Here is a 14,018-nt window from a genome sequence, read left to right as displayed (position 1 = left end):
GCGGTGCATATTCAAGTGATGCAGCTCAAAAAAATTTGTATCCGCAGCGCCGGGCCGCCCCAAGCAAGGATGGCCCCCTCGGGGGGCAGCGACGTACACGAAGTGACGAGCGTGGGGGCTCATGTTTATTTGGGTGCGGACACGGTGACCAGGGCAGGGCGCAGAACGCGCTCGGCAATCAGGTAGCCTTTTTGCAGCACGTTGACCACGGTGTTGGCTTCCTGGTCCGAAGGCACCATGCTGATGGCCTGGTGCCGGGTCGGGTCAAATTTGCTCCCGGCTTCGGGGTCTATGGCGATGACCTTGTTGCGCTCCAGTGCAGCCTTGAGCTGCTTGAGCGTGGCTTCCGAGCCTTCGCGAATCTGCTCTGGCGTGACGTTCTGTATGGCCAGGCCGGCCTCCAGGCTGTCGGCCACGGGCAGCAGGCTTTCCGCAAAACTCTCAAGCGCAAACTTGCGCGCCTTGCCGACTTCTTCATCAGCGCGGCGGCGGGCGTTTTCGGTTTCAGCCTTGGCACGCAGGTAGCTGTCTGCCAACTCGGTGTTTTTGGCTTTCAGGGTGGCCAGTTCAGCCTGGGCTGCGGCCAGTTCGTTCTGCGCGTCAAACTCGTTGGCGGCTTGCGCTGCTTCGAGCTCTTCGGGGCTGGGCGCGCCCGTCAGGTTTTGATTTTGTTCGGGTTGTTGATTGTCAGACATGCTTGAAGCGGGAAGTTGTTAAGCGGGGTTGCAGACCACTTGGGGCCCTCAAAAGCCTTTTCAAGGGCAGGGGGATTCGGTTTGTGCCGTAAACACGCCGAAAACTGATGAAAAACCGGGTGAAACCTTCCCATAAGGGCGGAAACCCGGGCGCCAGGCAACGCGAGATTGTAAGTGCCTCAGCGGGGCCAGCTTTTCGCCCGCGATCCGCGTGACACTGCCGATCTGGCTTTACAAGGAATTTATATCGTAAGATATGTTTTTGGATGTATCTTTGATATAGTAGCGTCCATCACACCACTCTTTCAGGCCATACATGCATCCCTTTTTCAAACACATTCAGGACCACGTTTCAGCCCGCCATGCGGCCCATCATGAACGTCACGCTGCTCACCATGCCGCTCATCACGCTATGGGCGGCCGCGGTTTTGGCGGCTTCCGTTTTGACTTTGGCGGCGGTTTTCCCGGTGAAGGCAAGGGGGTTGGCCGGGGCGGTCGCGGCATGGGCCCGGGCCGCAAGCTGGGTTCGGCCGACCTGCAGCTTTTGATACTGGCGCTGCTGGCCGAGAAGCCTCGCCATGGCTACGAAGTCATCAAGGCGCTGGACGAACGCTCCAACGGTTTTTACAGCCCCAGCCCAGGCATGGTCTACCCGGCGCTGACCTATCTTGAAGAGATCGGCTACGCCACAGTGGCGACGGAGGGCGCCAAAAAGCTCTACAGCATCACCGAAGCCGGCCTGGCCAACCTCGAGCAGAACCGCACAACGGTTGACACCTTGCTGGAGCAGCTCGCCTTCATCGGCAAGAAGATGGATGGCGTGCGCAGGGCTATGTCCGGCAATGCAGAAGAAGGTGAAGACGGCGAGGGCGCCGACGACCTGGACGAACGCCGCGGTCACCACGGCTGGCACCGCATGTCGGCGCCGCTCAAGCAGGCCAGGCGCAGCATCAAGTCAGCGCTGATTGAAAAGTACGGTGCGTCCGCTGAAGAGCAGGCGCGTGTGGCGGAAGTGCTCGAAAGAGCGGCGAAAGAGATCCGAGGCTGGTAGACAACAGCGCTCCTATATAGATGTGTCATCCCGGACTCGATCCGGGATCCATCGTCGATCAATCACCATCGCCTGAAAAAACTCACAGCCTGGCATCCACCGCCCGTGGATTGCGGATCAGGTCCGCAACGACAAACGCAGAAATTGGCCATTCAGCAAAGTTTGTCATCCAGTGCCAGAATGCCGAGGCCTCCGCATGCGGGTCCGGCCCCCGTTTTTGAAAGTCCTGTCTTGACCCCACCTTCCCCCTCGCCAGCCATGGCGCCGGTCGTACGACCCTCATTCGCGGCCATGCGCGTACCCGGCTACCGCATGCATTTTTTCACCTACGTGCTGGCCATGATGGCCGACAACATCGAGCACGTCATCAGCTACTGGATGGTGTTCCAGAAGTTTCAGTCGCCTGCGTTGGGCGGCTTTGCCGTCGTGTCGCACTGGCTGCCTTTCCTGCTGTTCTCGGTCGCAGCCGGTGCGCTGGCCGACCGTTTTGATCCGCGCCGCATCATCCAGGCCGGCATGCTGCTCTTCATGACGGCATCCATAGGCTGGGGCTACTTCTTCATCACCGACACACTGCAGATGTGGCATGCCATGGTGCTGCTGACCATTCACGGCGTCGCGGGTGTGCTGTGGCAAACGGCCAGCCAGCTGCTGCTGCATGACATCGTCGAGCCGCGTGACCTGCCAAGTGCCGTTCGCCTCAATGCATCCGCACGTTATCTGGGTGTGCTGGTCGGCCCTGCGGTGGGCGGACTCATCATGCTGGCCATGGGCCCCTCGCACGGCATTTTGCTCAACGCCGTGTTTTACCTGCCGCTGATTCTCTGGTTATGGAAGGCGCCTTACGGCCCGAAATTCCGCAAGGGCCCTGCAGCCATCAAGCGCGCTGTGCGGGGCCTTGCTGACATCGTGCAGACCATGCGCGACATCGCCGGTAACCGGCTCATCGTGTCCATGACCTTGCTGGCGGGTTGCACATCTTTCTTCATAGGTGGCGCCTACCAGGCGCAGATGCCGGGCTTTGCGCATGACCTCGGCCATGGCGACCCGGGTGTGTCGTACAGCATGCTGCTGGCGGCTGATGCGGCGGGCGCGCTGCTGGCGGGCTTTCTGCTTGAAGGCGGCGGCCTGCTCAAATCCAACCCGCGCACTGCATTGATCCTGGCGGTGCTGTGGTGTACCGCGCTCGCAGGTTTTGCGCTGTCTTCCAGTTACCCGCTGGCATTGACGCTGCTCTTTATCGCCGGTTTCCTGGAGTTGTCCTTCAGTTCCATGACGCAGGCGCTGGTGCAGCTCAATGCGCCCGGCGAGATTCGCGGCCGTGTGATCGGGCTGTTCAATATGGCGGCCCTCGGCATGCGTGCCTTCAGCGGCATCACTGTGGGGCTGATGGGCGCTGTGATCGGCGTGCACTGGTCGCTGGCCCTGTCGGCGCTGGCCCTGACGGCGGTGATTGGTGCGCTGCTGATGCGCTTCCGGACGCGGCCCGCCGTGGCCTAGGCAAAACTCAGGCGGACGGCCTGGCCCGGCCTTTGGCGCTTTTTCCTGCAGCAGGCGCCTGCATGCGCGCAATCAGTTCGCGCTTGTTGTTGCGGCTGCGGTGTGCGTGTTCACGCATCAGCGCTTCGGCGCGTGCACCTTCACCCGCCAGCAGCGCGGCCAGCACGTCTTCATGATCGGTCTGCGCGCGCTGGATGAAGCGGTATTCAAGCAGCGGCAGCACGCCGTTGAGGCTGAGCGCACCGGCGCCTGCCATCGGTGTCTTGCTCACATGCGCCAGCGCTGAGGCCAGCGTGCTGTTGCCTGCGGCTTCCACCAGCGCGGCATGAAAGCGCGCATTCATGGGCACCCAGCGTGCGGCGTCAATCACGTGGCCTGCGACTTCGGCCTTTTCAAGCAGCAGACGGCCTTCGGTGATGCAGTCCTGCAGCCGGGTTTTGATCCCTGCACCCAGCCCGCGCTCGGCGGCACTGCGCGCAGCCATGCCTTCGAGCACGCCGCGCACATCGACGGCGTCTGCAATTTCGTCCACCGTGAACTGTCGCACCCTGAAGCCGCGCGTCGGCAGGCGCTCCAGCAGGCCTTCCTTCTCAAGCTCTGCCAGCGCAATGCGAATCGGTGTGCGTGACACGGCCAGTTGCGCAGACAGTTCAAGCTCGACCATGCGTGCGCCAGGCGCCAGCCTGCCGCTCAGGACCTGCTGGCGCAGCCGGTCAATGGTGTAGTCGATCTGCGAAGACATGAGGCTTATTATTGCATGCAATATGGTGCTAATGTTCCATAAAATTCAAGCGAGATGGTATTATTGCGTGCAATATAAACCGGAGACTTCCCCATGAACAACCCCCCCAAGAGACATACCCTGGCAGCACTCGCCAGACTTTTTGCCGCTGGCATGCTCGCCATGGCGGCAGTGCCTTCACTGCAGGCGCAGGTCGCAGGCTACCCCAACAAGCCCTTGAAGGTCATCGTGCCCTTCACCGCCGGCGGCGGCGGCGACATCCTGGCGCGCCTGGTCATGACGCGTGTGGGCCGCGAGCTGGGCCAGCCCATCGTGTTTGAAAACCTGGCAGGCGCAGGCGGCAATGTCGGCAGCGTCACTGCATCAAAAGCGCCGGCCGATGGCTACACGCTGCTCTACGGCACCAACGGCACGCTGGCCATCAACCAGACCATTTACAAGGCGCCCGGCTTCAACCCGCTCAAAGACCTGGAGCCGGTGTCGCAGCTGACGCAACTGGCCGCCATGGTGGTGGTGCGGCCCAATCTGCCGGTCAGTTCCATGGCCGACCTGACGAAACTGCTCAAGGCCAACCCCGGCAAGTACACCTTCGGTTCTGCCGGCAATGGCACGACCTCGCACCTGGCTGGTGAAATCTACAAGGCCAGCGCAGGCGTGTCCGCAGTGCACATTCCCTACCGCGGTGGCGCGCAGGCCATGACCGACCTGATTGGCGGGCAGGTTGATTTCATGATCGAGGTCATGCCCAACGCAGCGCCGCAGGCCAAAGCCGGGCGCGTCAAGCCGCTGGCAGTGACCATACCCAAACGTGTGCCGGCCTGGCCTGACGTGCCGACCGTGGCCGAGTCAGGCCTCAAAGGTTTTGACGTCAGCGCCTGGGACGCCATCATGGTGCCCGCCGGCACGCCGCGCCCCATCGTTGACCGGCTGGTCTCCGCCATCCACAAGGCGCAGACCGACCCTGAACTGCGCGCGCAACTGCAGCAGCGCGGCGCCGACGTGGCACCGACCACGCCTGAAGAACTTTCAAAATACATTGCCAGCAACATCACGCTGTGGGGCAATGCAGTCAAGCGCTCAGGCGCCGCAGTCGACTGATTCCGTAGCTGCTTCACCGCGATACGTCGTTGCACCGCCTTGCCGTGCTAACGCACTGTCTGCGGCGATGCGCCTAGTCTCGCAATGAACCAGATATGGAACAAGAGGACCAAACACATGATGACCACAGATGAACTGATAGGCCTGCCTCCCGGCGTGCGTGCCGCCACGACGGACACCAGAAACTATTTCGCCGCGCTTGAAAACTTCCAGCGCACCTTTGCGTTCGGCCAGGGTGACAAGGTGCTGCTGCTGACAGACCCGCTGCTGGACACACGCGTGGCCGATGCGGTGATGGGGCTGGCGCGCGCGCGCGGCGCCACGGTGCGCCAGTACATGGAAAGCACCAGCCAGGTGACCGAGGTGCCAGAGCTGGTGAAGGCGCTGGTGGCCGATGCCGATTTTGTGGTGTCGACATGGTTCTGCTCCATCTTTGATCCGTTCTTCATCGCGCAGCGTGCCGCCGGCCAGCGCTGGGTCAAGATCACCTATTTCCGCGACCTTGACCTTCTGCACACGCCGCAGGCGCGTTTCCCGGCTGAACTGGTGGGCGAGATCATCCGCGCAACGGCGCAGCGTTACCCCGCAGGCAAGGACTTCACGGTGAAGTTCTCGGACGTGCGCGGCAGCGATTTCTCGATTGACTACACGCCGGAGATGCGCCAGTTGCTGCAGGCCGGCAACCGCTGGCGCGGCAAGATGTTCGCCGACGAGCCCGGCTGTTATGTGCACTACCTGCCCACGCATGGCCCCAACCTGTGGGACCGCACGGCGCATCGCAATGACGCGAATGCGCCTGTGACCATGTCGGGCACGCTGTACCCGCAATGGGCCGTGGGTTTCGCCAAACCGTTTGCCGAAAAAATCGGCTGCCGTTTTGAGAGCGACACGATTGTGGAAGTGACGGGTGAATCTGAAGAGGCCGTCATCCTGCGCGAGATGCTGGTGGGCGGGCGGCTGATTGAACTGGGCTGCGGCTTCAACCCGAAAGCGCCGCGCCACACGATTTACCCCGCCGGCTCCAACGCGCCGGGTGCGCTGCATTTCGGCATAGACCTCGCCAAACCCAGCGAATACATATTGCGCACCATGCCCCAATGGGAAGAGCCGCCCGTGCACATGGATCTCGTCACGCTGGACAGCACGGTGCAGGTGGATGGCCAGTCCTTGATTGACGGCGGCTTTCTGACTGCACTGCGTGACCCGGCCGTGAGGGCGGCTGCTGAAAAATTCGGCAACCCGATTGAACTGCTGGAAACGGCCATCTGAACCTGTGCCACATGCCAACAAAAAAGCGGCCATGAAGGCCGCTTTTTTTTATGGAGGCAGGGGTTATTTTTTCTTGGCCAGGCTGGCTTGCCACTTGGCGGCAAAGCCCTGCAGTTCACCCAGGCGCTTGAGCAGGTCGTTGCCGAGCGGGGTAACCGTGTAGCCGGCGTCGCCGTGCGTCATGAGGCCTGCAGTGCGCAATTCCTTGACGCGGGTGTTGAGGGTGTTCGGGGTGATGCTGCCAACGCTGTCCTGCAGGAGCCTGAAGGTCTGGGGATGGCCGTCTTTCAGTGCCCACAACACGCGCAGTGCATAACGTGACTCGAGCAGTTCAAACAGCTGGCCGACAGCGGCGTTTTCCTTGGCACTCATTAACTCATCTCCTCGATTCGAATTTGGTCACAGTTTAGTCACACTTGGACCGGCAATCCCGTGGCGTGGTGCAAATATAACGCAAAATTTCACGCTGCTACAGGTTTTATAGCTAGTAAAGACCGTGGTGTGCAGCTTCACGGCCAAAAGAGCAGAAAACTGTGACTGTGAAGCGATATGCTGTATTTGCTGATTGACACGGGTGCAGGCGCCTTGCCCAAAACCCCCGGTGCCTGACCGCTACAGGTAGATTTTTTTCAGCAGGCGTATGAGTGTTTTTCGTTCGGCAGAGGTCAGACCGGACGTCGCTTCTATTTCCAGGGCGGATATGGTTTGTTCCCCCACGTGCACGAGCGCGGTGCCTGCGCGGGTGGGATGCAGACCGGTCGCACGGCCGTCATTGGGATGGGGTTTGCGGATGATCAGCTTGCGTTTTTCCAGTGACCGCACCATGGCGACCAGGTTGGACGACATCATGCCCAGCACATCGCAGAGCTGGCGCGATGTGATGCCCGGGTTGCGTGCGATCAGAGACATGACGGAGAACTGGACAGGCCGCATGTCATGGTCCGTCATGCGGCTGATGAACAGCTCGATGATCTGCAGAACGGCCCGCCTCGCGTTGTACCCGACAAGGCTTTCCAGGAAGCTGGTGTCCAGATCCCTGGTGGGGCTGGTGGCGGGTGCCGGATCTGAATCCAGGTCTTTTTCGGGGGATAGGGGCATGTTGCGTTACGGGTTCTACAAAACTGCACACCTTACACGAGCTTCAGGTGTGCCCGGCAGGGGCCGTTGCTGGCCGCTGCCGGGGGGCTCAGGACTAGGACTCGGCCGTAAACCCTATGCGCTTCACGTAGGACCCCCACAAATCTGCATCCGCCTTGAGCGTGCGCGCAAAGTCCTCCAGGGTGGGCGAGGCAATCGCTTCCAGGCCAAGAGGCGTTCCAAAGTCGATCACTTCTTTTTGTGCCACCACGGCGCGCAGGGCGGCATGCGCCCGTGCGGTGACAGCGGCACTGGCACGTGGCGGCATGAAAATGCCATACCACTCGCGCATGGTCAGCTCGGCAAAGCCCTGTTCGGCATAGGTCGGAACCTCGGGTGCGAATTTTGAACGTGTGGTGCCTGTCACGGCCAGCAGCCGCAGGCGTCCGCTCTGCAGGTAAGGCAGGTAATCGCCGAGCGGTGATGAGAAAGCGGCGATCTGGCCGCCCAGCAGTTCCTGTATGCCGGGGCCGGAACCGCGGTACGGAATCTGTTTCATCGGCACGCCCGATGCCCTTTCAAGCAGTGCCGCTACCAGGTGCGGCATGGAGCCTGCGCCCGGGGTTCCATAGTTGGCCATGCCGGGGTTGGCTTTGGCCCAGTCCAGGAAGTCACGCAGTGTTTTGACATTGGCCGGCACCTGTGGGCCTACGCCGAAGCCGTGGGCGGTGTACAGCGCCGTGCTGATGGGCGTGACATCGTCGATCTTGTAGGGCAGTTTGGGGAAGGTGTGCGGATAGATGGTGAGCATGGAGGCGGGCGTCAGCAGCATCACCGAGCCGTCTGCCGGGCTTTCGCGCAGCGCGGTGACGCCGATCTGCCCGCCCGCGCCGGGCTTGTTGTCCACGAGTGCATTGACGGCATAGTTGCCGCGCAGCTTGTCGGCCACACGGCGCGCAAAAGCGTCGGTGGTTCCGCCCGGCGGGAAGCCGACGATGACACGAACCGTTTCAATGGGTGCCTGGGCCAATGCAGGCAGTGGCGCGCCTATGCAGGCCGTCAGGCCTGTGGTGGCGGCTGAACGAAGAAGGGTGCGGCGATGAAGCATAAAAGTCTCCTGTTGAGGTTGTTGACGTTATGGGCCGGGTGATTTCAGTTTGCTTTTGTCGGTGCTGCAGCCGCGCGCCTATGCCGTGCGGGCTGCCGGTGAGGCGGGTGTCATTGATGCGCGTGTCGGGGTGTCTGCCACGACCACATGCGCGGCGCTGCCGTCATGCAGGGCCTGGACCAGGGCGGCACGGTGCTTGAGGACGGCGCGCTGGTTGATCGAACCCTTGTCGGTGACCTCGCCCTTGTCGATGGACGCGGGCTCCGTGAGGATCAGCGCGCGTGCAATGCGTGTGGAACTCCCGGTGGCGCTTGCTGTCAGGCTGTTCAACAGGTTCTGAAGCCATCGCTTGACGGGGGCTGAAGCCGCCACCTCGCTGATGGAAGCGCCGGCACCCAGGCCGCTCAGGGTACGCAGGGCGGGGGTGGCGACCAGCATGGCGCCGACTTCATGGAGGTCCAGGCCGGTGATCACGGCATCCTGCACGTAAGGCGCTCCGGCGGAAATGATCCTGGCCCGCATTGGGCCCACGCTGACAAATGTGCCGGTGGCCAGCTTGAAGTCTTCTGCAATGCGGCCATCGAAGCGCAAGCCCTGGTGAATGTCATCAGGGTCAATCCACTGCACGGCGTCGCCCGTGCAGAAGAACCCTTCTTCGTCAAAGCTTTCCTGCGTGGCCTGCGGATTGCGCCAGTAACCGGGCGTGATGTTGGGGCCGCGGTAACGGATCTCGGTCTTGTCACCCATGGGAACGAGCTTCAATTCAAGGCCGGGCCCCGGCAAGCCGAGGTCGCCGGCTTTTGAATGCGGTGTGGTCACGAACAGGCCGAAGGGGCTGGACTCGGTCATGCCCAGGCCTGCAGTCATGACGACTCTTTCGCCGTACTCCCGTTCGGAGCTGGCGTACAGGCTGTCCCAGACCGGCTGGGACAGCGAAGCCCCGGCGTAAAAAAGCTGGCGTACGCGCGACAGGAAGTTGCGCCGCAAGACATCATCGGTCTGCATGGCACTGGCAATCGCCTCAAAACCAACCGGCACGTTGAAGTACCAGGTGGGCGCAATTTCACGCAGGTTGCGCAGTGTTTCACCCAGCAGTGCAGGCGTGGGTTTGCCGTCGTCGATGTAGAGCGTGCCGCCGTGGTAAAGCACCATGAAGAAGTTGTGGTTGCCGCCTGCGGTGTGGTTCCACGGCATCCAGTCCATCAGCACCAGCGGCGACTCCGTGATGACGGGCATGGACTGGGCCATCTGCTGCTGGTTGGCGCAGATCATGCGCTGTGTGTTGATGACGGCCTTGGGCAACTTGGTGGAGCCGCTGGTAAACAGGAACTTCACCAGCGTGTCAGGCCCGGTCGCCGCCATGGCCGCATCGACCTGCGCTGTCGCCTGCGTTTTGAGCAGGTCGGCAAACGGCGTGATGTCCCGGCCTGCAGCCTCCGTGTCGTCAGCGCCAATGACCACTTCAACATCACGCGGCACAACCGCCTCGATCGCCCGGCCATAGCGCTGCCAGTCGGCCGCGAACACCAGGCCCGGGGTGAGCGTGTCCATGACGTGGCGCAGTTTGTCAAAGTCCTTGCTGACGAGCGAGTAGGGCGGTGACACCGCGCAGAACGGAACGCCTGCGTACATGGCGCCCAGTGCCAGCATGGCGTGCTCAAGACTGTTCTCGCTGAGGATGGCCAGCGGCCGTTCGGCATTCAGGCCGCGATCAAGCAGGGCCTGGCCAATTGCGCGTGCGGACTCCAGGGCCTGTGCAAAAGTCAGGTAACGCCAGTCGCCACCCAGTGCCGGGTCGCGCCTTGAATAGAGCGGTTGATCGGGCTTGAGCCTGGCCCAGTGCAGCAGCCTGTCGGTCATGCGTTCTGGATAGGGTTGCAGCGGCTGCTCTGCCTGCAGGTAGGTCACAGCCCCCGCATCGCGGCGCAAGGCACGCGTCACACCAAAATCAAAGGGGCGAAATGTGGCCCTTGGCGTGACAGTCGCGCGGCTCATTTGAATTTGACCTTGGGGCCGGTGCCGTCCAGGAAGGCACGGACGCGGGCTTTGGCTTCGGGCGCCGACTGCGCAATCGCCGCCAGCATGGCTTCGGTGAGGAAACCGTGGTCGGCCGGCTGTTCCGCGATGCGGGGCAGGCCGTGCATGAGCGCGTAGTTGGTCATGGGCGCGTTCTCGGCAATGCGCTCAGCCAGTTCGATGGCTTTGGCCAGGGCCTCGCCGGGAGGCACCAGGTATTGCGCCATGCCTATGCCCACGCCTTCTGCCGCCTTGTAGACGCGGCCCGTCAGCATCATGTCGAGCATGCGGTGGGCGCCCACGAGTTTGGGAATCCGCACCGAGCCGCCGCCGCCGACAAAAATACCGCGTGAACCTTCGGGCAGGGCAAAAAAGGTGGTCTCGTCGGCCACACGGATATGGCAGGTGCTGGCGAGCTCCAGCCCGCCACCGACCACAGCGCCGTGCAGGGCCGCCACGATGGGCACGCGGCCAAATTCCATCTCGGTCAGTATCTTGTGCCATGAACGTGAGTGGTGCAGGCCCTCGACCGCATCACGGTCCTTGAGCTCGCTCAGGTCCAGCCCGGCGCAGAAATGATCGCCTTCGCCCGCGATGACGACGGCTTTGGTTTCGGATGGCAGCTCCGCAAAGCGCTGGCCGAGCGAGGCCATCAGGCCGTCGTTGATGGCATTGCGCTTTTTGGGGCGGCACAGGCGCACAATGGAAATCGCACCGCGGTGTTCGACTGAAACGTCCCCCGGATTGGTTTCAGCTTGGGGATTTTGCATATTGTTTGATGGTTTGAATAAAGCTATATTGAATAGCTAATTTAAGCCACCCCGACATCATTCATCTAAGTATTTACCCGGGACACGACATGGACTGCAAGAACCTGATCGCCATAGACATCCACACCAACGCCGAAGTCAGCTGCTGGAACCCGTTTGACAACTATGGCGAGGAATACGACCGCGCCGCAGACAAGTACTTCAAGAACTCGAAGCGCCCGACCATTGAAGAAACCATCGCCTATTACCGTGAACGCAAGATTGGCCTGATCATGTTCACGGTCGACAGCGAGTCCAAGCTGGGCCGCCGGCGCATCCCGAATGAGGAGATCGCAGAGGCCGCCAAGAAGAACAGCGACATGATGATGGCCTTCGGCAGCATTGATCCGCACAAGGGCAAGATGGGTGCGCGCGAAGCGGAGCGGCTGATTACCGAGCACGGCATCAAGGGCTTCAAGTTCCACCCGACGGTGCAGGGCTACCACCCCTACGACAAAATGGCCTGGCCGATTTACGAGGTGATCAACGCGTACAAGCTGCCGGCCATCTTCCACACCGGCCACAGCGGCATAGGCAGCGGCATGCGCTGCGGCGGCGGCCTGCGGCTGGAGTATTCCAACCCCATGCACCTGGACGATGTGGCGATTGATTTCCCCGATATGCAGATCGTCATGGCGCACCCGAGCTTTCCGTGGCAGGACGAAGCGCTGAGCGTAGCCACCCACAAGCCCAATGTCTGGATAGACCTGTCTGGCTGGAGCCCCAAGTACTTTCCCAAGCAACTGGTGCAGTACGCCAACACACTGCTCAAGGACCGCATCCTTTTCGGCAGCGACTACCCGCTGATCACGCCAGACCGCTGGATGAAGGATTTTGAAGATGCAGGCTTCAAGCCGGAAGTGATGCCCGGCATCCTCAAGGGCAATGCTATGCGTTTGCTGGGCCTAGGCCAGCCGGGGTGATCCACGCTCGGTGGCGCGTCTGACTTATTCTTTTGCAAGTGGAGCCGTGGAACCGGCTTTGCCGGGCCACAGGCGGGCGGCCCCCTCGGGGGGCAGGGAGCTACACGAAGTGAGCGACCGTGGGGGCCAAATTATCTGACCATGCAGGGCATCTTGGGATTGAACTTCCAGTCAGGAATCATGAACTGCATGCCCACCGCGTCGTCGCGTGAACCCAGGCCGTGCTTGAGGTAAAGCTGGTGCGCGGCTTCGACCGCATCCATGTCGAGCTCCACGCCGAGGCCTGGTTTTTTCGGCAGTGCTACTTCACCGTCAACAATCTTGAGCGGGTTTTTTGTCAGGTGCTGGCCGTCCTGCCAGATCCAGTGCGTGTCTATGGCCGTGACTTTGCCAGGCGCAGCAGCTGCGACCTGCGTGAACATCGCAAGCGACACATCGAAGTGGTTGTTTGAATGTGATCCCCAGGTCAGGCCCCAGGTCTGGCAGAGCTGCGCCACGCGCACCGAGCCCTCCATGGTCCAGAAATGCGGGTCGGCCAGCGGGATGTCGACCGACTGCAGCTGAATGGTGTGCGCCATCTCGCGCCAGTCTGTGGCGATCATGTTGGTCGCCGTCATGAGGCCGGTGGCGCGGCGGAACTCGGCCATTACCTCGCGGCCAGAGAACACGCCTTCACCGCCGCACGGGTCTTCGGCATAGGCCAGTTCCTTGTGTCTGTCCTTGCAGATGCGTATGGCGTCTTTCAACAGCCAGCCGCCATTCGGGTCCAGCGTGATGCGCGCATCGGGAAAGCGCTCCGACAGCGCGATGATGGCCTCCATCTCTTCTTCGCCGCGCAGCACGCCGCCCTTGAGCTTGAAGTCCTTGAAGCCGTAGCGCGCATGCGCGGCTTCTGCCAGGCGGACTATGCTTTTGGCGTCCATGGCCGGTTCATGGCGCAGACGAAGCCAGTCGTCGTCTGCACCGGGGTCGGCGAGGTAGGGCAGGCCGGTTTTTTTGCCGTCCGCAATATAAAAGAGGTAGCCCAGCATGGCGACCGAGTCGCGCTGCTGGCCGTCGCCCAGCAGTGCCGCAACCGGCACGCCGAGAAATTGCCCGAGCAGGTCAAGCAGCGCGCTTTCAACGGCAGTCACAGCGTGAATGGTGATGCGCAAATCAAAAGTCTGGTTGCCGCGGCCGCCGCTGTCGCGGTCGGCAAATCTGGCGCGCATGCTGTTGAGGATGTGGTTCCAGTTGCCGGGCGACTGGCCAATGATGAGTTCGCGCGCGTCCTCAAGCGTCTGTCGGATTTTTTCGCCACCCGGCACCTCGCCCACGCCGGTGTGCCCCAGGCTGTCGGTCAGCACCACAAGGTTGCGGGTGAAGAAGGGGCCGTGCGCGCCGCTGAGGTTGAGCAGCATGCTGTCATGGCCGGCGACCGGAATGACCCGCATGTGCGTGATGCGTGGGGTAGACGCCTGTACGGAGGAAAGCTGTTCGGTCTGGGCCTGTTGAGCTGTCATGAGGTGCTTGTATTAGGGTTATTGATCAGTCATCGTACAACTAAAAGCCGTATTTACAACCTAAGGCATACCCGAATACGCAGCTTTTCCTGGACCGTGCCGGGGGCCAAGGTTTGCGCGACGGGATCATGGCGGCGCTGCGATTTCGCAGTCGACCGAGGACCGCCGGGTTTATTTTTGCTATTAATTCAGTAGCTGCTCACGCGCATATCTATTGGGCTAGAGGCT

13 protein-coding genes are annotated in these 14,018 nt (G+C 61.7%); 5 read left to right on the top strand and 8 right to left on the bottom strand.

Annotated features, from left to right (window positions below; genetic code table 11):
- Positions 1-125: 125 nt before the first annotated feature.
- A complete protein-coding gene (gene grpE, locus HYX42_RS21680) occupies positions 126-695 on the bottom strand; it encodes a nucleotide exchange factor GrpE (protein ID WP_293407152.1) in 570 nt (189 codons plus the stop codon).
- A gap of 316 nt (positions 696-1,011) precedes the next feature.
- On the opposite strand from grpE, the gene HYX42_RS21675 reads away from it, so the two are divergent.
- Together HYX42_RS21675 and HYX42_RS21670 are read left to right on the top strand one after the other, a co-directional pair.
- Positions 1,012-1,746 carry a PadR family transcriptional regulator gene (locus tag HYX42_RS21675; RefSeq protein ID WP_293407149.1) on the top strand — a complete coding sequence of 245 codons (735 nt, stop codon included), beginning with the start codon at positions 1,012-1,014 and terminating at the stop codon, positions 1,744-1,746.
- Positions 1,747-1,977: 231 nt separating this feature from the next.
- Positions 1,978-3,246 (top strand): MFS transporter, encoded by a 1,269-nt coding sequence (locus HYX42_RS21670; RefSeq protein WP_293407146.1) that lies wholly within the window; start codon positions 1,978-1,980, stop codon positions 3,244-3,246.
- A 7-nt stretch (positions 3,247-3,253) separates the two neighbouring features.
- Here the strand turns inward: HYX42_RS21670 and HYX42_RS21665 are convergent, their stop codons facing one another.
- On the bottom strand, positions 3,254-3,988 hold the full coding sequence (locus HYX42_RS21665; protein WP_293407143.1) for a GntR family transcriptional regulator: 735 nt from the start codon (positions 3,986-3,988) through the stop codon (positions 3,254-3,256).
- 93 nt (positions 3,989-4,081) lie between these two features.
- Here HYX42_RS21665 and HYX42_RS21660 point away from each other — a divergent pair, with 93 nt between their 5' ends.
- Positions 4,082-5,086, top strand: coding sequence for a tripartite tricarboxylate transporter substrate binding protein (locus HYX42_RS21660; protein WP_293407140.1), 1,005 nt, complete (start codon positions 4,082-4,084; stop codon positions 5,084-5,086).
- A 117-nt stretch (positions 5,087-5,203) separates the two neighbouring features.
- The gene (locus HYX42_RS21655; protein ID WP_293407137.1) at positions 5,204-6,355 is read left to right on the top strand and encodes a hypothetical protein; all 1,152 of its coding nucleotides are present in this window, start codon (positions 5,204-5,206) and stop codon (positions 6,353-6,355) included.
- Positions 6,356-6,418: 63 nt separating this feature from the next.
- Here the strand turns inward: HYX42_RS21655 and HYX42_RS21650 are convergent, their stop codons facing one another.
- From HYX42_RS21650 to HYX42_RS21630, 5 genes are all read right to left on the bottom strand, one after another.
- Positions 6,419-6,727, bottom strand: coding sequence for a winged helix-turn-helix transcriptional regulator (locus HYX42_RS21650; protein WP_293407134.1), 309 nt, complete (start codon positions 6,725-6,727; stop codon positions 6,419-6,421).
- A 240-nt stretch (positions 6,728-6,967) separates the two neighbouring features.
- A complete protein-coding gene (locus HYX42_RS21645; RefSeq protein ID WP_293407130.1) occupies positions 6,968-7,453 on the bottom strand; it encodes a MarR family winged helix-turn-helix transcriptional regulator in 486 nt (161 codons plus the stop codon).
- Between the two features lie 94 nt (positions 7,454-7,547).
- The gene (locus tag HYX42_RS21640) at positions 7,548-8,540 is read right to left on the bottom strand and encodes a tripartite tricarboxylate transporter substrate-binding protein (protein WP_293407127.1); all 993 of its coding nucleotides are present in this window, start codon (positions 8,538-8,540) and stop codon (positions 7,548-7,550) included.
- Between the two features lie 78 nt (positions 8,541-8,618).
- Positions 8,619-10,535: a feruloyl-CoA synthase gene (locus tag HYX42_RS21635; RefSeq protein WP_293407124.1), complete on the bottom strand. Its 1,917-nt coding sequence runs from the start codon at positions 10,533-10,535 to the stop codon at positions 8,619-8,621.
- Positions 10,532-11,326: a crotonase/enoyl-CoA hydratase family protein gene (locus HYX42_RS21630; protein ID WP_293407121.1), complete on the bottom strand. Its 795-nt coding sequence runs from the start codon at positions 11,324-11,326 to the stop codon at positions 10,532-10,534. Before HYX42_RS21630 ends, HYX42_RS21635 begins: the two co-directional genes overlap by 4 nt.
- An 89-nt stretch (positions 11,327-11,415) precedes the next feature.
- Here HYX42_RS21630 and HYX42_RS21625 point away from each other — a divergent pair, with 89 nt between their 5' ends.
- Complete coding sequence (locus HYX42_RS21625) at positions 11,416-12,288, top strand: amidohydrolase family protein (RefSeq protein WP_293407118.1); 873 nt, start codon at positions 11,416-11,418, stop codon at positions 12,286-12,288.
- A 131-nt stretch (positions 12,289-12,419) separates the two neighbouring features.
- Here HYX42_RS21625 and gudD read toward each other — a convergent pair whose 3' ends face one another.
- Entirely contained in the window at positions 12,420-13,790 is a 1,371-nt protein-coding gene (gudD, locus tag HYX42_RS21620) for a glucarate dehydratase (protein WP_293407115.1), read from the bottom strand.
- Positions 13,791-14,018 lie beyond the last annotated feature (228 nt).

The organism is Polaromonas sp., from assembly GCF_016185115.1.
In the GTDB taxonomy this organism is placed as follows: domain Bacteria; phylum Pseudomonadota; class Gammaproteobacteria; order Burkholderiales; family Burkholderiaceae_C; genus Polaromonas.
The sequence above is the reverse complement of the archived record's forward strand: the minus strand, read 5'-3'. Positions and strand labels throughout refer to the sequence as shown.

What these genes read in the sequence shown, in the direction of transcription:
- HYX42_RS21625 (WP_293407118.1), top strand. Translation starts at nt 11,416, where the DNA reads ATGGACTGCAAGAACCTGATCGCCATAGACATCCACACCAACGCCGAA.
- HYX42_RS21665 (WP_293407143.1), bottom strand. Translation starts at nt 3,988, where the DNA reads ATGTCTTCGCAGATCGACTACACCATTGACCGGCTGCGCCAGCAGGTC.
- HYX42_RS21635 (WP_293407124.1), bottom strand. Translation starts at nt 10,535, where the DNA reads ATGAGCCGCGCGACTGTCACGCCAAGGGCCACATTTCGCCCCTTTGAT.
- HYX42_RS21655 (WP_293407137.1), top strand. Translation starts at nt 5,204, where the DNA reads ATGATGACCACAGATGAACTGATAGGCCTGCCTCCCGGCGTGCGTGCC.
- HYX42_RS21645 (WP_293407130.1), bottom strand. Translation starts at nt 7,453, where the DNA reads ATGCCCCTATCCCCCGAAAAAGACCTGGATTCAGATCCGGCACCCGCC.
- grpE (WP_293407152.1), bottom strand. Translation starts at nt 695, where the DNA reads ATGTCTGACAATCAACAACCCGAACAAAATCAAAACCTGACGGGCGCG.
- HYX42_RS21675 (WP_293407149.1), top strand. Translation starts at nt 1,012, where the DNA reads ATGCATCCCTTTTTCAAACACATTCAGGACCACGTTTCAGCCCGCCAT.
- gudD (WP_293407115.1), bottom strand. Translation starts at nt 13,790, where the DNA reads ATGACAGCTCAACAGGCCCAGACCGAACAGCTTTCCTCCGTACAGGCG.
- HYX42_RS21660 (WP_293407140.1), top strand. Translation starts at nt 4,082, where the DNA reads ATGAACAACCCCCCCAAGAGACATACCCTGGCAGCACTCGCCAGACTT.
- HYX42_RS21650 (WP_293407134.1), bottom strand. Translation starts at nt 6,727, where the DNA reads ATGAGTGCCAAGGAAAACGCCGCTGTCGGCCAGCTGTTTGAACTGCTC.
- HYX42_RS21640 (WP_293407127.1), bottom strand. Translation starts at nt 8,540, where the DNA reads ATGCTTCATCGCCGCACCCTTCTTCGTTCAGCCGCCACCACAGGCCTG.
- HYX42_RS21630 (WP_293407121.1), bottom strand. Translation starts at nt 11,326, where the DNA reads ATGCAAAATCCCCAAGCTGAAACCAATCCGGGGGACGTTTCAGTCGAA.